Raw genomic sequence first — 23,292 nt, 5'->3', positions numbered from 1 at the left:
GCATATCCCTCTCCCGGCGGGAGAGGGTGAACGTCCACTCACCACCCCATAGCAGACATTCGCTAGTAAGCGACGTCGACGGCGATCCGCAGCGTGCGCGGGCGAAGCGGGGTCATGAAACCCTCATTCCCCTCGACGAAGGGCGTGCCGAGCGAAAAGCGGTTGCCGCGTGAATCGAACAAATTGGTCAGCGTCAGCGACAGCCCGCGGCGTGCATTGCCGACGCGCATCGCGACCCCGGTGTCGACATAGTCGCCCTGGCTTTCGCCGAGCACGGGCCCGATGCCGAGCCGCGATGGCCCGATATAGCTGGCCCAGCCGTTCACGCGGAAATCCTCGTCGTCGATCATGGTCGCATAGTTGACCGATCCCCGCACCGCGTGGCTCGCGACATTGGGGATCCGGCCGAGGCGGGCCGGCGCGGCGTTGAACACCGGCAAGATCTGCGGCGAGAGATCGTCGACGCGGCTGTGGTTGTAAACCGCGCCGAGCTCGAAGGTCAGCGCGGCGGTCGGCCGCATCGCGACCGCGCCCGAAAGGCTGGTGATGCGGCCGTCGCCGATATTGGCGGTGGTCGGAAAGCCGGTGCTGTCGATGAAGTCGGCCTGGATATTGCGCCACCGACTGTGCGAGATCGAAATGCTGGCATCGAGCAAGCTCTGGCCCTTGTCGCCGAAACGCATGCCCGCTTCCCAGGTGCGGACCTGGTCGTTGAGGAAGCGGCGGACGAAATTGCCGTCGACCGCGAGCCCGCCGGGCCGAAAGCCCTCCTGATAGCGTGCATAGAGCCGGACATTGCGCAGCGGCGTTGCGAGCAGCGAGAAGGAGGGCAGCAGGTCGGTCTCGTTGCGTGAGGCGGTCGTTGCGCGGTTCGCTTGTGCCAAGGCGAAGGACACGCCCTCGGCGGCGCCGCCCAGCTTGGCGTGTGACAGGCGAACGCCGCCCGATGCGATCAGGTCGGGCATCACTTCGACGGTTGCCTCGGCATAGCCGGTGAATTCGGTGATCTTGTTGGTGACGCCGGGGAGGGTCGCACGGAGCGGGCCATAGCCAAATTCGCGGTTCTGCCGCGCGCGATTGTCGATGAAACTCGCGCCAACGACCCAGCCGACGCCGTCGCTATACGGCCGCGAGAGGCGGTTTTCGCTGACAAACATGCGCGTCGCATTATGCTGGTCGAGCACGCGCGGGACATTGTTCAGCGGACTGAGCTGGATCGGCGCGAACAGGCGCTCGACATCGACCGTTCCAACCGAGGGAGGGGCGGGGATGCCGCCATTGGAGGCGTCGGTCCCTTGCCGCGCTTCGGGCAGGCTGGCGTCGAAACGTTCGAACAGGCGGTGGTCGATATAGGCGTTCGACGACTGGAAATGCAGGTCGTCCCAATCCTTCATCACGACGATCGTGCCCATGCCGTAGCGCGCGGTCGCATTCTGCTCGACCATCGAGTTGCGGGTGAGCGGCGGACCGTTCTTGTCGGCATATTGCGCGTCGTCGGACGTGATCGCCTGATAGACGCCGCCGAGGTCGATCGTCCAGCTGTCGCCGGCCTCGAAGCGGAACGTGCCGCGCCCGCCGCGCACATGGACGCGGTTGACGTCGTTCTGGCCGCGGAGCGGATTGTCGATATAGCCGCCATCGGTGAGCATATAGCCCACGAGCCGAAGCGCGTGGCCGTTCTCGCTGACCGGGATATTGGCGATCGCGGCGATGTCGCCACCGGGGTCGCCGTGCTGAGTGACCGATACGCCGGCGATTGCCTGCACCGTCATTTCGCGCGGATCGGGCGCTTTCGGTACGACGCGAATGATGCCGCCGAGCGACCCGGCGCCATAAAGCGTGCCCTGCGGCCCTTCGAGGATTTCGACATTGTCGATGTCGTAGAGGCGCAGGTCGGGGTCGGGTGCGTTATAGCTGAGGCGGATATCGCCGAGATACTGTCCGACGGTCGACTGGGTCGGGCCGGTGAAGCTGGAATCGGCGATGCCGCGAATGAACAGTTTGTTGCGTCCCGAACCCAGATGGGTCGACGAGACGGTCGCGGTGCGCGACAGGATCGAATCCATTCCGCGTTCGCCGCCAAACGCCAAATCGCCGCCATCCAATTGGGTGACGACGCCAGCAAAATGGGTGAGGGGCAGATCGGTCTTCGACGCGGTGACGATGATTTCGTCCTGCGCCGCGGCGACCGCGTCGTTCGATGGTTCGCGCGCCCGCGGCTGCGGAACCTGCCGCGGCGCCGGTGTTGCACGCGCGATGCGCGACGGTTGGGGCGGGCGGCGTTCGATCCGCCAGCTCGTCGCGCTGACACGCACGGCGCGCGCGTCCGAGCCGTCGAGCAGGCGCTGGATCGCCTTTTCGACGCTCATTCGCCCGCGCACCGATTTGACGCGCGCCTGCCATAGTTTCGCATCGCCGACACTGATGCTGACGCCCGCCTGACGGCTGATCACGGGGAGCACGGCCGACAGACTTCCTTTGGGGACGTCGAACGCGCGTTCCTCCGCCGCCTGAACCTGCGTGGGCAGACACAGCGCTATCGCTGCAGCGGGAAGGGAAAGGCGCGAGTGCATGTTCAGCGGGTCAATATCCAGCCATCGCCCTGGCGCTGGGCCGTGGTGCCCGACAACGCCGCGAGATCGGCGATGGTGCGGTTCCGATTCTTGTCGATGATGAGCGCGCCGCGAAACGAAAGATCACTTGCCTCGGGCGCGATGCTGACCTGCATCCCCGCGGTGCGCTTCAGATCCTCGGCCACAACGGCGAGCGGGGTGCCGTTGTAGACGAGCAGGCCGCTGCGCCAGCCGCCGATGCTGGCGACGTCGACATCCTGGACGACCGGCGGCTGGCGGTCACCGTCGCGCGCTTCGAGGCCCTTGCCCGCGACGAGGCGGACCTTGTCGCGGTCGGGGTTGTAGAGGACGATGCCTTCGGACACGGCGACCGACGTCTGGCGGTCGCGGCGCACGACGTTGAACGCGGTGCCAAGATCGACGATCTTGGCATCGCCCGTCTCGACCACGAACGGATCGTCGTCGCGGTGCACGACATGGAACATCGCCTCGCCCGATTCCAGACGGGCAAAGCGCGGGCGATCCTTGTCGATCTCGATCACCGAGGCGCCATTGATCTCGATCTTCGACCCGTCGGCGAGCGCGATGGTCCGATGTTCGCCCGCCAGCGTTTCGATCCGGCTATCGTTGCCGAACAGGCCAAGGCTCGACAGGCTGATCGCGCCGACCAGGGCCGCGGCCATGGCGCCGCCGAACCAGGCACGACGCGACGGACGGCGCGGTGCTTCGGGGACGATCACGACCGATGGCTTGGACGTCGCGGGCAGGGCGTCGAGGTCGCGGTCGAGGCTCGCGACGGCATCGTAGATCGCATTATGCGCCGGATCCTCGGCAAGCCAGTCGGCAAAGCCGTCCCAGTCGTCGAACATGGGATCGCGCTGGCGGATCAGCCAGTCGACCGCGCGTGCTTCGGCGTTCGCCGCGTCAGCTTGCATCGAACTGCCTCCGTAACGCGGCGAGCGCCGCATAAACCTTGCGCAGATCGGCTTCGACGGTGCTCAGGCTGACCCCCATTTCACTGGCGATATCGCGTTGATTTTGGCCATCGACGCGAAACCGGCGAAAGATGCGCGCCGGTCGTTCGCCAGTCGCGGTGATCGCGGTTTCGACGAGTGCGAGTTGCTCGCGCGAGATCAGGGACGTCTCGGTCGAAGGAACTTGCGTGGCTGATGCTTCGCCCCAAGCCTTGTCGCGCAGATCGCTCTGGCGCGCGGACCGGTAGCGGTCGAGCATCAGATTGTTCGCGGCGCGCATGATATAGGGCAGCGGATCGGCGATCGGCCCGGTGCGCCGGTCGGTAAGGCGCATCCATAGATCCTGGAACAGGTCCTCGGCCCCGTCGCCCGCACCGCGCACTTCCAGAAAACGCACGATTCGATCCCGGTTAGCGAGCAATACGCCTTCGATGCCTTGGGCGGCGTCGGTTCGGTCGCGCGACTCTGTCATGGATTGCTTGCTTTGGAACGCCATCTTCTGTCGGTGAGCGCCACCCCGATGTGCGCCATACGTCCCCCTGATGACGCCGTCATATAGCGCCCATGGTCCGCCGCGCAACTGCGGCGCTTTGAAAGAGAGGGCGGACTGTGCAAGCATCTGTTTTGTCGTTTCATTTCTGCCAAGGCAAGGGGGAAGCGTGGGTAGGGGTTACGCTTCCCCCTTGCGGGCGGGGCCGGCCGGGGGGCTAGAGGCCGACCCGCAGACTCGCACGGAAAGCCCAGCCGACATGGCTTTGCTGTTCTTCCGCGGACACTTCGCCGGCGACCTGAAAGGCCGAATTTCCGGCGATGCCACGGAAGCGGCCGACCCAGCCGCTCGTGCGATCATCAGGAGTAAGGGTGAACGGCTTGCCGTCCTTGAACGACGCCGTCGTCGTGCCGAGCGTGCCGCTGACGATCTGGCGGCGGCCGCCTTCGAGTTCGAAGCGCGTCCAGCCATCATATTCGTCGGCGCCGCCGAAATCGAGACCGACGGCAACGGTACCCGACACGGCAAGCTCGTCGCTGTCGCGGCTCAGCACGGTGAGATCGAGCGCGTCGCCGCCGCCCGTCTCCTGATAGCCGTCTTCCTTCAATTTGAAGTAATCGACCGCGACCATCGGGCGGAAGCTGAGGCCGCCGAAGCGCGTGTCATAGGCGACCGAGCCCGAGGCCGACCACAAGGTGCCGTCCCATTTGCCCTTCATCGTCTTTTCAATGTCATCGGCGCCGGCTTCGGCGCGGAAGATGCGCGTGCCCTTCAGGCTGATAGGCGCGCCCGACACGCGGGCGTTCGCCATGAAGCCATCGGAGCGCAGCCGCCAGTGCAGCGCACCTTCGAACTGGCTGGTGCTGACTTCATTGGCGTTGCTGCCATTGCCGTCTTTGCCGCTGAGATAGGCGATCGAGCCACCGAAGTTGCCGAGGTTGGTCTTGATTTCGGCGCCGCCCGAAATGCCCCAGCCGCTGACGTCGTAGCTCGCGGTGTCGCCGACGCTCTTTGACGTGCCCCACACGGCCTGATTGACCCAATAGCCCCATTTGCCCTCGTCCTGGAACGGCGCGTTGGGATCCTGGAGGTAGCGCGACAGTGCGCGCGAGCCCGAGGTGACGGTTTCGAAAACGCCGCCTTCATGCTCGGGGAGCATCTGGCCAAGCTGATTACGGAACTGGTCGCCGTCGGTGATACCGAGGAAGACATCCTCGATCTTCTCGTCGGAGACCACGGCGTCGAGCACCGCGTCGAACGCGCCCGCTTCGGAGCGGTTGAGGCCAAGTTCGGTTGTCGATTTGCGCGACACGTCGACGATCAATTGCGTCGTGTTCGAGGTCAGCGTGCCCTTGTAGAGGAAAGGCAATAATGTCTGCGAGGCGGTCAGGTCGCTCGCTCCGGTCAGCGTTCCGGCAGTCAGCACGATATGCTGGCCTTCCGCCTGCTCAATGCTCGACAGCTTGAGAAGCAGCTTCGATTCAGCACCGAAACTGGCGTTGCCGGTGACCTGAAGATTGGTGCCCGTGTTGCCGGTATCGAGCATCACGCCAAGCGTGCCCTTGTCGGTGACCGCGAGCGACGAGATCGTCGCTGCGCCGCCGACGTCGAAGGTGCCCCCGGCGACCGACACCGCCAGGCCCTGCGAATTGGCGAGCGTGCCCGAGAAGATCGACGTGCCGCCGATGGAGAGCGTATCGGTGCCGCCGCCGAAGTCCGCGAGGCCGGTGAATTTGGACGTACCGGCGAGCGTCATCGTGTCGTTGCCGGTGTCAAAGCGGGCGTTTCCGGCGTAGGTCGCGTCACCCGACAGCGCGAGCTTGTTGTCGCCGGCGCCGAAGAAGCTGTTGCCCTTCACCGTCCCGTCGGCGATGTCAAACACGTCGTCGCCACCGCCAAAGCGGACGTCGCCGACAATGCTGGGGGCCGTGAGGCCCGACGCGACCGCGGTCTGCTTGACCGTTGCGCCATTATTGTTCGCCGACAGATCGATCGCGATGTTGCGGTCGGATGTGGCCAGGGCGCCCGTAGCGCTGATTGCGCCGCTGTTTTCGACCGTCGTAACGGTGCCCGACAGGTCGACGATGGCCCGTGCGGTGCCGTTATCACCGCCGGTCTTGGCGTTGATCGAGCCGCTGTTGCGAATCAGCGGGACGTTGCCGCCGGCCTCGATCAGCACCGCGGTCGCGACGGAGTTCGCAGCTTTGCCGCCGGTCGTCGCGTCGATCTTGCCCGCGTTGCGGATTTCGGGGGTGCTGGCACCGCTGCCGATGCGGATGGCCGTCGCCGCAGTATCTACCGAGAGGGCGGTTACGCTGCCGGTCGCGCCGATACCGATACCGCCCGCAATGGTGACCGCGCCGCCAAGGCCGCCGACCTGGATGCCGTTGCCGTCCTTGCCGGTGTAAAGGCCGTTGCCCAGCACGGCGCCGTCGATGATGAAGCCGAGGCCGGTGCCGGTTCCGCCGACGGGGCCAATCGTAACGTCACGGTCAGCCGAGCCGATCTTGACTGCGGCGGCCGAGCCGAAGGAGCGCACGACGGCGTTTCCTTCCTTGTCGTCGTCGATGCCGTCCTTGTCTTCATCCTTGTCGTCGGCCTTCGTATCCTTGGGCGCGACCGCAAGGATGATTCCGCCGGCGACATTGCCTTCGACCGACAGGGCGCTGCCGCCGATCAACAGATCGTCGGCGTCGAGTTTTGAAGGGTCGGCGGGGGGCGTGGTGAAGCGGTAGCCGGTTGCTGTAACGCTGCCCTGGACAACCAGTGCGCCGGTGACGTCGCCTGCGAGCCGTGCGCCAACCGCATCGACGCCCTGCGCGCCGATCGTACCAGCGAGGCGGACATTTCCGGTGACATTCTGCAAGCCGACGCCAAGCGCGCGGTCGCCGACGACGGTAATGGTGCCATCGTTGGTGAAGTTGCCGGTTAGCGGGCCGCCGAGGCGAATACCCGCGGAGTCATTGCCTTCGATCGCGATCGCGCCCGAGTTGACGACGTTGCCCGAAAACGCACCAGCGGTCGCGATCCCGACGCGGTTGCTGCCGATCGCAAAGGCGCCGTCGATGTCGCCGTCATTGTCGATGTCGGTCGGCGCATAGGTTTCGCCGATGGTGATCTTGCCCGTGGCGCTGTTGGTGATGCCGCCCGTCGTCCCGGCGTTCGCAAGGATGCCGGTCGCGCCATCGACGTTGCTGAATTCAATCGTGCCTTCGTTGACGACCTTGTTGTTGCTGTCGACGGTCACCGCCGGGCCGGTAACCGTCGGCTTGATCGAACCGGCGGCGACGATCTTGATATCGTCGGCAGCGCCCGATTTGATCGTCGCGGTCCGCACCGGCGCCGTGGTGGCGGTGCTGATCGTCGTCTCGGCAAAAGCGGGGGTCGAAAGAAGGGTGGCCAGGCAGGTGGAGGCCAGCAAGGTCTTGCGCATCGGGTTCCTCTTGTGATTGGGGCCGGGATATCTTCCCGGCGATAATCACAAGACGGAGCAGCGCGGACGCAGCCTTGGAAAAAAGATGCGTCCTAATCGCGGACGGCGGGCTCGATCAATGTCAGGCCGAGGGTCGAAGCATTTTGCACCGCCTCTTCCCGACTGTTCGCGCGCAGTTTTCGCATGACATTTTTGAGATGCCATTTGACCGTTTCGGGCGCGAGTTGGAGCGTGCGGGCGATTTCCTTGTTCGATTCCCCGGCGTTGAGCGCGCTCAATATCTCGATCTCGCGTTCGGTCAGGAAGGAAAACGCCTCGCCCGGTGCGGCGGAGGTGCTCCCCTCGAGCGCGGGATTGCGCCGCGACGGTTCGGCCAGTTTGAGCAGCGCGAGGAAGGAGCCCGACGAATAGGCCTCGCTACAGAAATTCTGGACCGCACGCACGCCGGTGACGTCGAGTATGTCGACGATCGTGCGGTGGAAGCCGGCCCCGGCTGCGTGATTGAGAAAACGTACAGTTTCGAGCTCGACCATCTTGTCACAGCGCCCGCTGAGCTGCGGAAGGATGTTGAGCAGCGTCGCGGTCGCCCGAAGCTCGGCATCATCGGCGTTTGAAGCAAGGCGCAGAAGCCGTTCCGCCACGGTCGTAAGCCGTGGACGGTCACCATGGGCGATCGCTTCATAGGCACGCATTTCACAGAGCAGGGCAAATGCGCGTCCCTGCGCCGATAGCGGGTCAAGCACGGCGGCGTCCTCATCGGCGACCGCCAACACGGCTTCGACATCGATCGTTGGCGGCAATCGGAGCCGCGCCCGTTCGACAACGCACATCGCCTTCAACGGCACCCAGTTGCGTGCAAAGGCGATCAGTTCGGCGCGGTCGATCAAGGTCGCTGCTTCATCCACCTTGGCCGTCGCCGCCGCGACGCGAATGCAGATCTGAAACGCCTCGATAAGCGCGTCCTCAAAACAGCTTGGTTCCAGCCAAGCGAGGGCATCGGCGGCAAGATTGGCGGCTTCAGGCAGGTCGTCACGCTCGTAACAGCTACGCGCCAGGGCGGCGTCGATCAAAGCACCTGCCAACCCAAGCTGCCCGGGAATCCGGCGGCCGTCACGCAGCACCCGTTCGGCCTCCGCCAACTGTCCCTGTGCGCGGGCGGCGGCCGCTCTAGCGCGGGTCGCGATCGCGTTTGGCAAATCCATCGCGGTCGCGGCGGCACAAAGCCGGAGCGGCCTGACGACATCGTGCACCAGACCGAAAAGGCCGCGGCTTTGCGCTCCATAGGCAAGAAAGGCGCGGATCATGTCAACAGCGAAGCCCGACAGTTGTTCCGGTGCCGCCAGGAACGGATCTCCCTCCTCGACCACGCTCTCGGGCACGTCGCGGACAAGTCCGGCGTGCAGTACGCCAATCACTTGCGCTTCGGCTATGTCGCCCGCTGCCCGGAGTGCCGCAATGGCCGCTTCGGCATCAGGCTCCGCAGCCAGAACCGCCGCCCAGGCGCGCGCGCGGATGAGGGCGACGCTTTTCGAAATCAGCTCGCAAGGAAGTGCATCGAGCCAAGCGGCAAGCTGCTCGACGCCGCCGCGAGCGAGGGCCGACAGCGCCGTGTCGCCAACCAGTCGTGCTGCATCGGCATCGGCGCCAGCAGACAAGAACTGGTCGATCGCATGTGCGCTCAGTCCTAGCGTTTCATAGTAGCGGCCCGCGGCGCGATGAAGCTCGATTGCGCGCTTGGGCTCGTGCTGGTCGAGAAATTGCCGAAATACCGGCCGAACGGCAGGGTGAATATAGTAGCATCCATTGCCCTCGTCGGATCGCTCGACAAACATCCCTTGCGCGTGAAGATCTTCGAGGATCGATATGCCCCGGTCTCCCTCGCCCAGCAAACGAACCAGCTCGTCGTTCAATTGTGGAGCGACACTAGCGCGCCCGAGAAACTGCCATATTCCGTCGTCCTGTTCATCCCATAGCGGCAGCAGATAGGCATCGATTTGCGCCGTGAGCGCGCTCCAGTCGCCCTTTTTGAGCCGATCCAGTTTTTGTACGGCCATTCGGAGGCCGGTGGGCCAGCCCAGCAGCAACCCGTTGAGCTTTGCGCAGCTGCGGGCATCGAGTCCAGAACCCGCAGCGCGTAAAAAGACACATATGTCATCGTTGGTCAGCCCGATCTCGGTCCGGCCGAGCCGCAACAGCATGCCGCGGCCTTCAGTCTCGTCTGCCCTGATCGCCGCGGTATCCCGCCCCACGAGGACAAGGCGTAGTTGCCGGGGCGGATGGCGTAACAGACGGTCGAGAACGTCGACCAGGCGCGGTTCGGCAATGCGGTCGATATTGTCGAGCACAAGAAGTACCGGCTGGTCGCAGGCCTCGATCCGTTCGGCCAACGCACTGGCGAGGATGGCCGCGGAGGCCGGGGCGGCGCACAGCGCGCTGACGCTATCTTCGGCGGGGGCGCCGCGGGCGAGGCGCACCGCTTCGAACAAGTGCCCGACTGCTGCGGAGTCATTGTCTTCGGGATCGAAGGATACCCAGCCGGCGTACCAGCCGATCGAACGGGCCTGTGCAAAGAGCGTCGCGGCAAAGGCCGTCTTGCCATAGCCGGCAGGCGCCCGAACGAAGCAGATTTCATGCTGCGCAATCGTATCGAGCCAGGATTGCCAACGTTCGATGCCAACGAGATCGTTGGGGAAGCGGGGCGGGGCGAACTTGCCGTGCGTGACCGGCCGCGGTGTAGCCGCGCGATGCGGTGCTTTTGTGTCGGTCCTCGATCCCGGCTGGATGGTCATATCTTCGCCCTCCATCTGTCCGACATGGCTATAGCCATGCGGGGTCGACTGCAAGCGTCCCCCCCATCGCTCCCCCCGCCGCCCGGCTGTCATTGGCGGGGCAGCCGCCATAGCCTCTTAATCGTCGAAGGGCCCACACAGAATGGGTCCGAACCGTGGGAGAAAAGGCGTGACGAAAAAGGCTATCCTGGCAAGCTGCTTGTCCACCACCATGTTGTTCGGATGGCAGGTGGCTGCTCATGCACAAGATGCGCCTGTCGAAACGGCAACCGAAGCCGAGAGCGGCGGGATCCAGGAAATCGTCGTCACCGCGCAAAAACGCGAACAGAATTTGCAGGACGTCCCGGCGGCAGTTTCTGCGATCGGGGGCGATGCGTTGGAAGCGCGCGGCATTAACGAAACCTCCGATCTGATGGGCGCGGTGCCCAGTCTGCAGATTTCGACCCCCTATGGCAAAACCCAGCCGAACTTTTCGCTGCGCGGGATTTCGGTCGCCAACGAATTTTCGGCGTCCACGGCATCGCCGGTCGGCGTCTATGTCGACGAGGTCTATCAAAGCTTTCGCGCCAGCCACGGCGGGCAGCTTTACGATATCGACCGGGTCGAGGTGCTGCGCGGGCCGCAAGGGACGTTGTACGGCCGCAACACCACGGGCGGCGCGATCAGCTTTTTCACCAAGAAGCCGGGGTTGGCGGGTGATGAGGGCTATTTCACGCTCGGCTACGCCAATTACAACACCAAGACGATCGAGGGCGGTTTCGACAAGACGATCATCCCCGACGTGCTGGGGATCCGCGTTGCCGGCACCGTCGCCAAGGGCGGCGGCTGGCAGTATAATCCGGCGCAGGACCGCAAGGTCGGGACGACGGACTCGATCGCGGGCCGTGCTTCGCTTCGCTGGAAGCCGACCGAAACGCTCGACATCAACCTGAAGGTCTACGCGGCCAAGGATAATCCATGGGGCGCCAATGCCTACGCGATCGGACAGCTCGACGGTGGGCGCGATGCGGTCGGCTATTCGCGGTTCGATCCGTTGCAGAACGGCGGCAGCGCGCTCGGCAAGAATGACGTGTCAGCCGATGAAGGCGGCAAACGGCTCTCTTCCTCGAAAGGGGTCGCGCTCAATATCGCGTTCGAGCTTAACGACAATTTCACGCTGACCTCGATCACCGGCTATGACACGGGCAAATACAGCACCTCGCCGAACGATTGCGATGGCTCGCCGAACGATCTCTGCTCGATCCGGTTCAACAGCAGCAGCCAGAATTTCAACCAGGACCTGCGCCTGAGTTATTCGGACGATAATATCGATTTCGTCGGCGGCCTCTATTATGGCAGGGATAAGATCAAGACGCGGAACGAGCCCGACTTTTTCGGTCTGTTGAGGCCCATTTTGCTGGGCGCAGGGGTTCCCGGCAGTTCGAGCAATGTGGCGGTCGCCACCCCGGATTCGATCCGCGTGTTGCCGATGTTCGCGGTCGATCCGACACTGACGCCGGCAGATGCGAATTTCTGCGCGCCCTATACGGGGCCGGGTACCAATCCGAACGGCTTTCTCGATGCCCGTTCGCTGATCGCGCTGCTCACAGACATACAGCTCAACAATAGCGGCGGCGGCGGATTTGGCGGGGCACTCTCGGCGGCTTGCCGCGCCGCGGGTGCGCCATCCTTCGAACCCATTTTGGGCAAGCAGCAGTTCGACATCGTACGCCCCTCAAAGGCGATTTACGGCGACCTGACGTGGAAAGCGACCGAGCGGCTGACCGTTGCCGTCGGCCTGCGCTATACTATGGACAAGGTGAAGTTCCAGAACGGCAGCACGATCATCTACAGCCTCGACGGATCGACGCCGGTGGCCAATCTGATTCCTTATGCCTTTCCTTATAACGCCAGTCTGCCGAGGATGAACCTGAGCGAAAAGGCGAACCGCCTGACTGGCCGCGCGAACATCAGCTATGAGTTCGCCGACGATATCATGGGCTATATCCAGTACAGCCGCGGCTATCGCAGCGGCAGCTATAACGGCCTTGCTTATCAGGGCACGAACCAGGTTTATTACATCCAGCCCGAGAAGGTGAACGCGTATGAAGGCGGCCTGAAAACGCGGTTCCTCGATCGCCGGGTGCAGCTCAACCTCGCCGGCTTCTATTATGATTATTCGAACCAGCAGACGACGCAGGTCGTCGGTGCGACCACCTTTACCCGCAGCGCCAACGGACGGGTCTGGGGCGGGGAAGCCGAGCTGACCATCGCGCCGATGGATGGCCTGCAGCTCAACGCGGCGTTCGGTTACCTCAACAGCAAATATAAGGGCAATGTCGTCGACCCGAACGACCCGGCGACGCAGTTCACGCGCAACGTCAACGGCAATCCCTTTCCCAATGCACCCAAAACCACCTTCAACGCCGGGTTCGACTGGGACATTTTCGCCAAGGGTGAGAGCAAGCTGACCTTGCGCGGTGACGCGAGCTATATGGGCAAATATTATTTCGATGCGTTCGGCGATTACGGGCTCGATCCCTGCGACCGTGCCGGCGCGCCGGGTGCCGTTCGCCCCGCCGGGGTGGCCTTTACCTGCGGCAATCCGGGATATTGGCTCCTCAACAGCCGACTGACCTATCAGGCGAACGACAATCTGTCAGTCAGCGCGTGGGTCAAGAATCTGACCAACAAATATTATTACACCTACGGGCTCAACATCGACGTCTTTGGCCTCGATTATCTGAACCGTGGGACACCGCGCACCTACGGCGTCGAAGCGACCTTCAAATTCTGATCGCCGACGCCACGGGGACCGGCGGGCGCCCCCCTCCCTAAGCCCGCCGTCCCCGATTTGTCATTAGTTTAAGGAGCCTTTCATGATGCGTTTTACCGGCAAGAGCGTGCTGATCACCGGCGCCGCGCGCGGGATCGGGCTCGCCGCCGCGCAGGAATTTGCGCGCGAGGGCGCGTCGGTCACGATCACCGATATCGACGGCGACGAGGCCGAAGCCGCCGCCGCCGCGATCCGCGGGGAGGGGCATAAGGCCGAGGCGCGGCAGCAGGATGTCGCCGACGAGGCGGGATGGGCGGCGCTGGTCGCCGATGTCATCGCGCGCGAGGGCAAGCTCGACATCCTCGTCAACAACGCGGGCATGGGCTTCCTGAAATCGGTCGTCGATACCAATCTGGCCGAATGGCAGCGGCTGATGGCGGTCAATCTGGAGAGTGTTTTTCTCGGCGTTCGCGCCGGCATCGGGGCGATGAAGGATAAAGGCGGCGTGATCGTCAACGTCGCCTCGATCGCCGCGAACGTCGCCGAGCCGCTCTTCCCCGCTTACAATGCCAGCAAGGCAGGGGTCGCGATGCTGACCAAGGCTGTCGCGGTGGATTGCGCCCGCAAGGGCTGGCCGGTGCGGATCAACTCGCTGCACCCCGGCTATTGCGAGACCAAGCTGGTTGCCGATGCGGTCGGGAGCCTTGGGGACGCTGCGGGCGATTTTGCCGCCGCGACCGTCGGTGCAATCCCGCTCGGCCGCATGGCCACGACGCGCGAAATCGCGCGCCCGTTGCTTTTCCTCGCCAGCGACGACGCCGCCTACATGTGCGGCAGCGAGCTGATCGTCGACGGCGGCTACACCGCGGTCTGACCCTCGAAACACCAAGAACAGGGACGAATAGCATGAGCAAGAAACCCGTCATCGTTTATGGCGCCTCGGGCTACACCGGCCGCCTCGTCTGCGAATATCTACGCGAGCTGGGCATCCCCTTCATCGCCGCGGGGCGTGACAAGAAGCGCGTGCAGGAGGCTATGGACAAGGTCCCCGGCATCGAGACCGCCGACTATGAGGTCGTCGAGGTCGAGCATAATGTTAAAGCGCTGACTAAGCTGTTCAAGGGCGCGAAGGTCGTGTGCAACATGGTCGGCCCGTTCATCAAATATGGCCCCGAGACGGTCGAGGCGTGCCTTGCCGCCGACGTCCACTATCTGGACACGACGGGCGAGCAGGACTGGATGCTGCTGACGCAGGAAAAATGGGGCGAGGCCTTTGCCAAGAAAAGCCTGCTGCTGTCGCCGTGCGTCGCGCAGATGTACACGACGGGCGAGATCGCGGCGAACATCGCGCTCGAACAGGCGCCGGGGCTCGACACGCTCGACATGCTGGTGCTGTGGAAGGGCTTTCCGACCTATGCTTCGGTCCAGACGATCTTCACGATCCTGAAGGCCGACTGGTATTATCTCGAGAACAACCAGTACGTCCAATGGCCGATGCTGACCGCAACCGAATGTCAGGTGCCCGGCCAGCATGCCACGGCGCTCACTTTGCCGTGGGGCGGCACCTCGCACCCGATCTGGTTCAAGCAGGATCCGCGCGTTTCGACGGTCAAGGTCTATGGCGGCGTTTTCGCGCGCGAGGTGATGGATAATGTCGTCGCGATGACCAAGATGATCGACACCGACATCAAGCCGCTGCCCTTCAAGGAACAGGAAGCCGCGCTCGCGAAGATGGCGGAATCGGTGCAGGGCGACATGCCGCCGCGCGAAAATCCGCGGCTCAATACCAGCATCGATTCGGTTTACGCCTCGGGCCCGCTCGGGCGCGCGCATGTGCTGATCCATGGCAATTGCAATTACAAGCAGACCGGGCTGATGCAGGCATGGGCCGCGATGAACCTGCTTCAGCAACCACCGCGCCGCGTCGGTTTCGCGTCGGCATGCCAGGCGTTCGGGCACCATGAGATCCTCGGCGTGCTGCGCCAGTTCGGGCTGGCGCTGAAACCGATCGTCACGGTCGACGACTGATGCGGCTGGTCGACTGGCTCGACAAGGGGGCGTCGCTGGGGCCAGAAGCGCCGTGCCTGACGATGGACGGCAAGAGCTTGTCCTACGCCGAGGTGCAAGCGTTGACCCATCGCGTCGCGCGCGGGCTGAACGGCGCGGGTATCACACCGGGCAAGCATGTCGCAATCCTGTCGGGCAACGATCCGATCGCCTTCGCCTGCGTCTTTGCCATTTCGCGCGCTGCGGCGGTGTGGTGCCCGATCAATCCGCGCAACGAGGCCGCCGAGAATGCCTTCGTCCTCGACAATTTCGACTGCGCCGCGCTCTTTTTCCATTCGAAATTCGTCGACCTTGTCGATGCATTGCGAAAAGATCTGCCCAAGCTGGAATTGCTCGTCTGCCTCGATGCCGAACAGCCCTTCGCGCCGTCGCTGGACGCGTGGCTGGCGGGTGTCGCCGAAGTCCCGTTCACGGCGACGCCCGTCAGCGACCTGGCGATGCTGCCCGGCACCGGCGGGACGACGGGGCATCCCAAGGGCGTGATGCTGACGGGCCGCAACCTTGAGGCGATGACCGCGCTGACACTGATGGGTTATCCGTTCGGGGGGCGGCCGGTCTATCTCGCGATGGCGCCGCTTACCCATGCGGCAGGGGTGCTGGCGTTCCCGATCATGGCGCATGGCGGCGAGATCGTGATCATGCCTTATCCCGACATCGGCGAATTCCTGACGCTGGCGTCGCGGCACAAGGCGACGCACAGCTTCCTGCCGCCGACGTTGATCTATATGCTGCTCGATCATCCCGCGCTGCCCGCGACCGATCTCTCGTCGCTCCAATGTTTCTGGTATGGGGCCGCACCGATTTCGGCGGCGCGGCTGGAGGAAGCGATCGGTAAGCTCGGGCCGGTGATGGCGCAATTGTTCGGGCAGACCGAGGCGCCGATGATGATTTCGATGATGGCGCCGAAGGATCATTTCCATCCCGACGGGTCGATCGCGCGGGAACGCCTGTCGTCGGCGGGCAGGCCCGGTCCGCTGGTACAGGTCGCGATCCTCGACGCCGAGAATGAAATCGTGCCGCAAGGCGAACGCGGTGAGATTGTCGTCAAGGGATCGCTCGTCATGGACGGCTATTACAAGAACCCCGCAGCCACCGCCGAAGCCACCGTCGACGGATGGCACCGCACCGGCGACATCGGCTATCTCGACGCCGACAATTTCCTGTTCATCGTCGACCGCGCCAAGGACATGATCATCACCGGCGGCTTCAACGTCTACTCGACCGAGGTCGAACAGGCGTTGCTGGCGCAGCCCGCGGTGCAGGACGGCGCGGTGTTCGGTCTACCCGACGACAAATGGGGCGAGCGCGTATGTGCGGTCGTCCAGCTCCGCGCGGGGCATAGCGCTGAGCCCGACGACCTGATCGCCGCCGTGAAGGCCGCGATCGGCAGCGTCAAGGCGCCGAAGGAGCTCGAAATTTGGGATGATTTGCCACGATCGAAGGTCGGCAAGGTGCTGAAAAAGGACATCCGTGCCCAGAAGCTCGCCGAGCGGGATTAGTTGCGCGCGGTGACAATCCAGGCCGCGCCGTCGATCAGCACCGATGTCTCTCCAGGCTGCTTCGCAAAGGCGGCGCGGACGGCAACGGCCGCCTTCTCGCGGAAATCGTCGGGCTGATCGGCCAGCGCGCGCGCCAGCGGACCGACCTGGAACGCCATATCGAGCGCGTCGTCGATGGCTGCCTCGCGCGTGGCGCCGCGACCATAGGAAATGATGGTGTCGAACGGCGCAATATCGATCGCCGTGAAGCCAGCCGCGGCGAGAATATCGGCCAATCGGTGCCGGTCACCAAAGGCGAAGGGTCCGGGGGCGGTCGGGTCGGCGGGAACGGGCTCGACGATATCGCGGATCGCGGCCATCGGTAGGCGGACCCAGTCATTCTCTTGCGCGCCGCGCCAGCAGACGAAGGCGAGCCGTCCGCCGGGTTTGAGGGCGTGCCGCATATGCGTGAAGGCCGCGACCGGATCGTCAAAGAACATCACGCCAAAGCGCGAGAAGAGGAGGTCGAAGCTCCCCGCAGGAAGCGGAGCGGTTGCGGCATCGGCACAGCGGAATTCAGCCGGTACGCCAGCAGGTGCGGCAGCGCGGGCAATCTCGACGAGTTGGCCCGATATGTCGACGCCGAGGACATGCCCGCCGGGTCGGACCTGTTCGGCAAGCGGGAAGGTCGACGTGCCTGATCCGCAACCGATATCGAGGATATGCTCGCCAGGCTGCCCGTGGGCTGCGCGGATCGCCGCATTGCCGAAATCCTCGAGCATTAAGTCCAGCCGCGCGAGATTGGCGGCCCAGCGGTCGCCGCTGTCGCCGTTCCAGTCGTGGGTCGGGACGGTCGGGATATCGGACATCGCGGCAGCTCCTTTATTGCGAATGGCTCGCAACTAGACTTGATTGCGCGGAAGCGCAAGGGGCGGCGCATAGCTATGCCTTGTTGCATCGCCCCGGAGCATGCGACATTCGGTTATGCGGCACCGGCCGTTGTTGGGACCGGCAAGGGAGAGTCATGAGCGAACGGATCGTCACGGTGGACATCGGCGGCACGCATGCGCGCTTTGCGATTGCCGAGATCGAAGGCGGCCGCGTCCTGTCGCTCGGTGAGGCGACGACGCTGCACACCAAGGACCATGCGAGCTTCCAGACCGCGTGGCAGGATTTCGAGCGCCAGCAGGGCGGCACGCTGCCGCGCGGCGTCGCGATTGCCATCGCAGGGCCGACACGCGGCGAGATCATCCGTTTCACCAACAATCCGTGGATCATCCGCCCTGCGTTGATCAACGAAAAGATGAACGTCGACCGTTATGTGCTCGTCAATGATTTTGAGGCCGTCGGTCATGCGGTGGCACAGGCTGATGAAAGCTATTTCGAACGGCTGACCGGCCCCGACGAGCCGCTGCCCGCGACGGGTACGATCACGATCATCGGGCCCGGAACCGGCCTCGGCGTCGCGCATATCTGGCGCGATGACGACAATTATCGGGTGCAGGCGACCGAGGGCGGCCATATAGATTTCGCACCGCTCGACAGCATCGAGGATGCGATCCTCGCGCGGCTGCGCAAGCGGCACCGGCGCGTGTCGATCGAGCGGATTGTCTCGGGGCCGGGCATCGTCGACATTTATGAGACGCTGGCGGCGCTCGAAGGACGCGCGATCCCGCGGCTCGACGACAAGGCGATCTGGACTAAGGCTCTGGAAGGAGGCGACAGCCTCGCCGCGGCGGCGGTCGATCGTTTCTGCCTGTCGCTGGGCAGCGTCGCGGGCGACCTGGCGCTGGCGCAGGGGGCGATCGGCGTCGTCATTGCGGGCGGCCTTGGGCTGCGCATCCGCGACAGCCTCGTGCGCTCGGGCTTTCCCGAACGTTTTATCGAAAAGGGGCGCTTTGAGGGCTTTATGTCGGCCTTGCCGGTCAAGCTCATCACCCACCCACAGCCAGGGCTGTTCGGTGCGGCGGCGGCGTTCGCGCGGCAATATGCCTAAGATTCCGCTGGCGCCGTCACGCTAAAAACGGCAGCAAGGGGCATGTCTTTGCGCCCCGTCCTCGGCATTATCGCGTGCAACCGCATGGTCGGCACGCAACTCGCGCAGGCGGTGATGAATCGCTATGCGACTGCGGCGATGCGGCATGCCGATTGCGCTGCGCTGATCATTCCATCCTTGCCCGACCATATGCGGGCTGCCGAAGTCGTGGGGCGGCTCGACGGCGTGCTGCTGACCGGGACGCCGTCGAATGTGGCGCCCGCGCTTTACGATGACCCGGGGGACGGCGAGGGGCCTTTCGATCCCGACCGCGACCGGATGATGACCGAACTGGTCGAGGCGGTGATCGCGGCGCAGCGGCCGCTTTTCGGCATCTGTCGCGGTTTTCAGGAAATCAATGTCGCATTGGGCGGGACGCTGCGGCGCGACACGTCGGCGAGCGACGAACTGCTCCTCCATCACGCCCCAGACGGTGCCAGCTTCGATGGCATGTTCGATCATCATCACCCTGTCGAACTGGTCGGCGGCGGCTTGCTTGCCTCGGCTTATGGCAAGCCCTCGCTCGACGTGAATTCGGTCCATTATCAGGGCGTCGGAACGCTGGCCGAGGGATTGAAGGTCGAAGCGCGCGCGCCCGACGGGCTGGTCGAGGCGTTTAGCGCGCGGCCGAACGGCGCGCCGCTGCTCGCGGTTCAGTGGCACCCCGAATGGGCCACCGACGGCGATGCCGACAGCCAGACCTATTTCCACCTCCTCGGACGCGCGTTAAGAGGCAAGCTATGAACCGCCGCGTCGCCCGTTATGACCGCTATCTCGCGCGGATCAGCTTTTCGCCCTGATGTTCCGGACCCGGTTCATTCGGTTTCCAGACAATCAGGAGTTTTTTCATGCCTCGCAATCACGACATCACCGAACTGCGCCGCCTCGACGTCGCGCATCATTTGCCCGCGCAGGCCGACTGGGCCGAGATCGAAGCGCTCGGCGGCAGCCGCATCATCACCCATGCCGAAGGGTGCTATATCCATGATGGCGACGGCCACCGCATCCTCGACGGCATGGCGGGCCTGTGGTGCGTCAATGTCGGCTATGGCCGCGAAGAACTGGTCGAGGCGGCGGCGGCGCAGATGCGCGAACTGCCTTTTTACAACACCTTCTTCAAGACCGCGACGCCGCCGACGGTGACGCTCGCGGCCAAGATCGCGAGCCTGACCGGCAACCGCCTGCCGCACATTTTTTTCAACGCCTCGGGCAGCGAGGCGAACGACACGGTGTTCCGCATGGTGCGCCATTATTGGAAGCTGAAGGGCGAGCCGAAGCGCACGGTCTTCATCAGCCGCTGGAATGCCTATCATGGCTCGACTGTCGCGGGCGTGTCGCTGGGCGGGATGAAGGCGATGCACGCGCAAGGCGATTTGCCGATCCCCGGCGTCGAGCATGTCCGCCAGCCCTATGCCTATAATGAAGGGCAGGGGATGAGCGAGGAGGAATTCTGCGATGCCTGCGTGGCGGCGATCGAGGACAAGATTCTCGAGGTTGGCCCTGAAAATTGCGCTGCCTTTATCGGCGAGCCGGTGCAAGGCGCCGGCGGCGTCATCATCCCGCCCAAGGGATATTGGCCGAAGGTCGAGGCGGTCGCGCGCAAATATGGCCTGCTCGTCGTTGCCGACGAAGTGATCTGCGGTTTCGGGCGCACCGGCAAGATGTGGGGCCACGAAACGATGGGCTTCACGCCCGACCTGATGCCGATGGCGAAGGGGCTGTCGTCGGGTTACCTGCCGATCTCGGCGACCGCGGTCGCGGCGCATGTCGTCGAGGTTCTGAAGACGGGCGGCGATTTCGTCCATGGGTTCACCTATTCGGGCCATCCGGTTGCCGCCGCGGTCGCGCTCAAGAATATCGAGATCATCGAGCGCGAAGGGCTCGTCGAGCGCACCGGGAGCGTCACCGGGCCGCATCTCGCGAAAGCGCTTGCGACGTTGAACGATCATCCGCTCGTCGGCGAAGCGCGCTCGATCGGTCTGCTCGGTGCGGTCGAGATCGTCGCGGACAAGGAAAGCCGTGCGCGTTTCGGCGGCGCCGAGGGGACCGCGGGGCCGATGGCGCGTGACGCCTGCATCGCGAACGGGCTGATGGTGCGCGGCATCCGCGACAGCCTGGTCATGTGCCCGCCGCTGATCATCACCACCGAGCAGATCGACGAGATGGTTGCCATCATCCGCAAATCGCTCGATGAGGTGATGCCGAAACTTCGCGCCCTTTAAACAGGAAAGACCAAACCCCTATGCCCTCCGGCCTTTTTGCCCTGCTCGACGATATTGCGACGATCGCTAAGGTCGCCGCAGCGAGCATCGACGATATTGGCGCCGCCGCATCGAAGGCCGGGGTCAAGGCGGCGGGGGTGGTGGTCGACGATACCGCGGTGACGCCGCGCTACGTCACCGGCTTCACCCCCGACCGCGAGCTGCCGATCATCTGGCGGATCACCAAGGGGTCTTTGCGCAATAAGCTGGTCTTTATCGTGCCGGTGTTGTTGCTCCTGTCGGCGGTTGCACAATGGGCGATCACGCCGTTGTTGATGGTCGGCGGGGCCTATCTCTGTTTCGAAGGCGCCGAAAAGGTGCTGCACTCGTTGCAGAAGGACAAGACGAGCCTCGCCGAAGACGCGGCGATCGTCGTCGACAAGGACCATGAAGAATTGATGGTGAAGGGCGCGGTGCGTACCGATTTCATCCTGTCGGCCGAGATCATGGTTATCGCGCTCAACGAGGTGCTCGACGAGCATTTCGCGATGCGCGCGGCGACGCTTGCGGTGGTCGCGGTCGCGATCACCATCGCGGTCTATGGTGTCGTGGGGCTGATCGTGAAGATGGACGATATCGGCCTGCACATGGCGAAGGAAGGCAATAGTGCGCGCAAAGCAATCGGGCGCGGGCTTGTCGCTTTCATGCCGAAGCTGTTGGCGGCGCTCGCGCTGATCGGCACCGCGGCGATGCTGTGGGTCGGCGGCCAGATCGTGCTCCACGGGCTCCATGAATATCACATCGGCGGCATTGCCGAAGCGCTGGAATCACTAGCGCACTCAATCGCGGGCGGACTTCCGCTCGAAGGGCTGTGGACGTGGCTGATCAAGGCGACGGGCGACGGCATCTTTGGGCTGTTGCTTGGCGGGTTGATCGTCGGCGTGTTGCATCTCATTCCGGGCAAGAAGGCGGCGCATTAATTCGTCATCCCGGACTTGATCCGGGATCCACTGCGGCGCCGAAGTCATGGACCCCGGATCAAGTCCGGGGTGACGAAAATGGGGACTTAAAGCCACAGAAGCCTCGCATCCGGGCATCGAATTTGTGTCCTTTGTGGCTTTAGCGGCTTCTTGCGTCGAGCTTAAGGAGACAAAGGACTCGCACGCGCGTGTCGAACGTGTCTCCTTTGTCGCTTTAAGGGCTGCCGGCGTCAGCTGACGAAGCGGTCTGCATTTGAACATGTAGAAAGAGCCGAAGCGCAAGGCTCTCACACGGCTGGAATGTAGGAAAGCGCTTTCCTGCGCGTCAGCCCAGCAGCACCACCGGGCTATCCGCGCGCCAGTGCATGCTCACCTTGTCGCCCCAGGTGAAATCTTCCTGGTCATGTCGCGACAGGTTCGGGCGCGATACGCGGAGGCATGCGCCCGATTCCAACTCGATCTCGAACAAAGTGATGTCGCCGAGATAGCTCATCCCTTTGATCTTGCCGCGCGCGAAATTATAGCCGTCGGGCGCGTCCTGCGCCGCCGCCTTGACCGCCTTGCCCTCGCCGGGGACGTGAAGATAGATCTTCTCGGGGCGCAGCGCGATCCACACGTCGGCGCCGTGGGGACCGGTGACGCCGTGGTTCAGATAGACCTTGCCGAGCCCCGGGCAATCGACCGCCGCCTTGTCGGGGTCGTCGAGTGTCAGCTTGCCTTCGAAGATGTTCACCGAGCCGACGAAATCGGCGACGAAGCGGTTGGCTGGATATTCGTAGAGGTCCGATGGCGTCGCGAGCTGCGCGACCTCGCCCTTGTTGATCACGCCGATGCGGCACGCCATCGACAGCGCTTCGTCCTGATCATGGGTGACGGTGACAAAGGTGATGCCGACCTTTTCCTGAAGATCCGAAAGCTCGAACTGCATCTGTGCACGGAGCTTGGCATCGAGCGCCGAGAGCGGTTCGTCGAGCAGCAGCACTTTTGGCCGCATCACAAGACTGCGCGCGAGCGCGACGCGCTGGCGCTGGCCGCCAGACATCTGGTCGGGCATGCGCGTCTCGAACCCGCCGAGCTTGACCAGTTCGAGCGCTTCGGCGACGCGGTCCTTGACCTCGCCGCCCTTCACGCCAGCGATCTTGAGCCCATAGGCGACATTTTCGGCGACGCTCATGTGCGGGAAAACGGCGTAGCTCTGGAACACCATGTTCACCGGGCGCTTGTTCGGCGGGACGCCAGTGACATCCTGCCCGTCGATCAAGATCCTGCCCTCGGTAGGCAATTCGAACCCTGCGATCATGCGGAGCAAAGTGGTCTTGCCGCAGCCCGAGGGGCCGAGCAGCACGAAAAATTCGCCCGCGAGAATGTCGAGGCTGACATTGTCGACCGCGGTCACCTTGCCAAAGCGTTTCGAGACATTCTGGATCTGGATGATTGGCTTGGCAGGTTCGGTCATTGGAAAATCCTGGTTCCGTTCGTGTCGAGCGAAGTCGAGACACCGTGAGGCAGCGCACGGA

15 protein-coding genes are annotated in these 23,292 nt (G+C 63.9%); 8 read left to right on the top strand and 7 right to left on the bottom strand.

What is annotated here, in order from left to right:
• Positions 1-62: 62 nt before the first annotated feature.
• The 5 genes from SKP52_RS09470 to SKP52_RS09450 all read right to left on the bottom strand — a co-directional run bounded on the left by SKP52_RS09470 (position 63) and on the right by SKP52_RS09450 (position 10,313).
• Positions 63-2,573: a TonB-dependent receptor domain-containing protein gene (locus SKP52_RS09470; protein ID WP_039574317.1), complete on the bottom strand. Its 2,511-nt coding sequence runs from the start codon at positions 2,571-2,573 to the stop codon at positions 63-65.
• 2 nt (positions 2,574-2,575) lie between these two features.
• The gene (locus SKP52_RS09465; protein WP_039574314.1) at positions 2,576-3,508 is read right to left on the bottom strand and encodes a FecR family protein; all 933 of its coding nucleotides are present in this window, start codon (positions 3,506-3,508) and stop codon (positions 2,576-2,578) included.
• The gene (locus SKP52_RS09460) at positions 3,498-4,019 is read right to left on the bottom strand and encodes a sigma-70 family RNA polymerase sigma factor (RefSeq protein ID WP_039580481.1); all 522 of its coding nucleotides are present in this window, start codon (positions 4,017-4,019) and stop codon (positions 3,498-3,500) included. Before SKP52_RS09460 ends, SKP52_RS09465 begins: the two co-directional genes overlap by 11 nt.
• 235 nt (positions 4,020-4,254) lie before the next feature.
• Positions 4,255-7,470 carry an autotransporter outer membrane beta-barrel domain-containing protein gene (locus SKP52_RS09455; RefSeq protein ID WP_039574311.1) on the bottom strand — a complete coding sequence of 1,072 codons (3,216 nt, stop codon included), beginning with the start codon at positions 7,468-7,470 and terminating at the stop codon, positions 4,255-4,257.
• 92 nt (positions 7,471-7,562) lie between these two features.
• Positions 7,563-10,313, bottom strand: a complete 2,751-nt coding sequence (locus SKP52_RS09450) for a LuxR C-terminal-related transcriptional regulator (protein ID WP_160292383.1) — start codon at positions 10,311-10,313, stop codon at positions 7,563-7,565.
• 115 nt (positions 10,314-10,428) lie between these two features.
• On the opposite strand from SKP52_RS09450, the gene SKP52_RS09445 reads away from it, so the two are divergent.
• From SKP52_RS09445 to SKP52_RS09430, 4 genes are all read left to right on the top strand, one after another.
• A complete protein-coding gene (locus tag SKP52_RS09445) occupies positions 10,429-13,035 on the top strand; it encodes a TonB-dependent receptor (protein ID WP_228383880.1) in 2,607 nt (868 codons plus the stop codon).
• Between the two features lie 82 nt (positions 13,036-13,117).
• Positions 13,118-13,888, top strand: coding sequence for an SDR family NAD(P)-dependent oxidoreductase (locus tag SKP52_RS09440; protein ID WP_039574305.1), 771 nt, complete (start codon positions 13,118-13,120; stop codon positions 13,886-13,888).
• Between the two features lie 32 nt (positions 13,889-13,920).
• Complete coding sequence (locus SKP52_RS09435; RefSeq protein ID WP_039574304.1) at positions 13,921-15,042, top strand: DUF5938 domain-containing protein; 1,122 nt, start codon at positions 13,921-13,923, stop codon at positions 15,040-15,042.
• Entirely contained in the window at positions 15,042-16,580 is a 1,539-nt protein-coding gene (locus SKP52_RS09430; RefSeq protein WP_039574301.1) for an AMP-binding protein, read from the top strand. The genes SKP52_RS09435 and SKP52_RS09430 overlap by 1 nt, the downstream gene beginning before the upstream one ends.
• On the opposite strand, the gene SKP52_RS09425 is transcribed toward SKP52_RS09430, so the two are convergent.
• Positions 16,577-17,428 carry a class I SAM-dependent methyltransferase gene (locus SKP52_RS09425; protein WP_039574298.1) on the bottom strand — a complete coding sequence of 284 codons (852 nt, stop codon included), beginning with the start codon at positions 17,426-17,428 and terminating at the stop codon, positions 16,577-16,579. The genes SKP52_RS09430 and SKP52_RS09425 overlap by 4 nt on opposite strands.
• A 155-nt stretch (positions 17,429-17,583) precedes the next feature.
• Here SKP52_RS09425 and SKP52_RS09420 point away from each other — a divergent pair, with 155 nt between their 5' ends.
• The 4 genes from SKP52_RS09420 (at position 17,584) to SKP52_RS09405 (ending at position 21,775) form a co-directional block, all read left to right on the top strand.
• A complete protein-coding gene (locus tag SKP52_RS09420) occupies positions 17,584-18,555 on the top strand; it encodes a glucokinase (protein ID WP_039574295.1) in 972 nt (323 codons plus the stop codon).
• A 42-nt stretch (positions 18,556-18,597) separates the two neighbouring features.
• A complete protein-coding gene (locus SKP52_RS09415) occupies positions 18,598-19,338 on the top strand; it encodes a gamma-glutamyl-gamma-aminobutyrate hydrolase family protein (RefSeq protein ID WP_039574293.1) in 741 nt (246 codons plus the stop codon).
• 104 nt (positions 19,339-19,442) lie between these two features.
• Entirely contained in the window at positions 19,443-20,816 is a 1,374-nt protein-coding gene (locus SKP52_RS09410; protein WP_039574291.1) for an aspartate aminotransferase family protein, read from the top strand.
• Between the two features lie 20 nt (positions 20,817-20,836).
• Complete coding sequence (locus SKP52_RS09405) at positions 20,837-21,775, top strand: DUF808 domain-containing protein (protein WP_039574288.1); 939 nt, start codon at positions 20,837-20,839, stop codon at positions 21,773-21,775.
• Between the two features lie 325 nt (positions 21,776-22,100).
• Here SKP52_RS09405 and SKP52_RS09400 read toward each other — a convergent pair whose 3' ends face one another.
• A complete protein-coding gene (locus SKP52_RS09400; RefSeq protein WP_039574286.1) occupies positions 22,101-23,231 on the bottom strand; it encodes an ABC transporter ATP-binding protein in 1,131 nt (376 codons plus the stop codon).
• Positions 23,232-23,292 lie beyond the last annotated feature (61 nt).

Origin of the sequence: Sphingopyxis fribergensis (assembly GCF_000803645.1) — a bacterium.
In the GTDB taxonomy this organism is placed as follows: Bacteria; Pseudomonadota; Alphaproteobacteria; order Sphingomonadales; family Sphingomonadaceae; genus Sphingopyxis; species Sphingopyxis fribergensis.
Note: the sequence above shows the minus strand (reverse complement) of the source record. Positions and strands in the feature narration are given on the sequence as shown.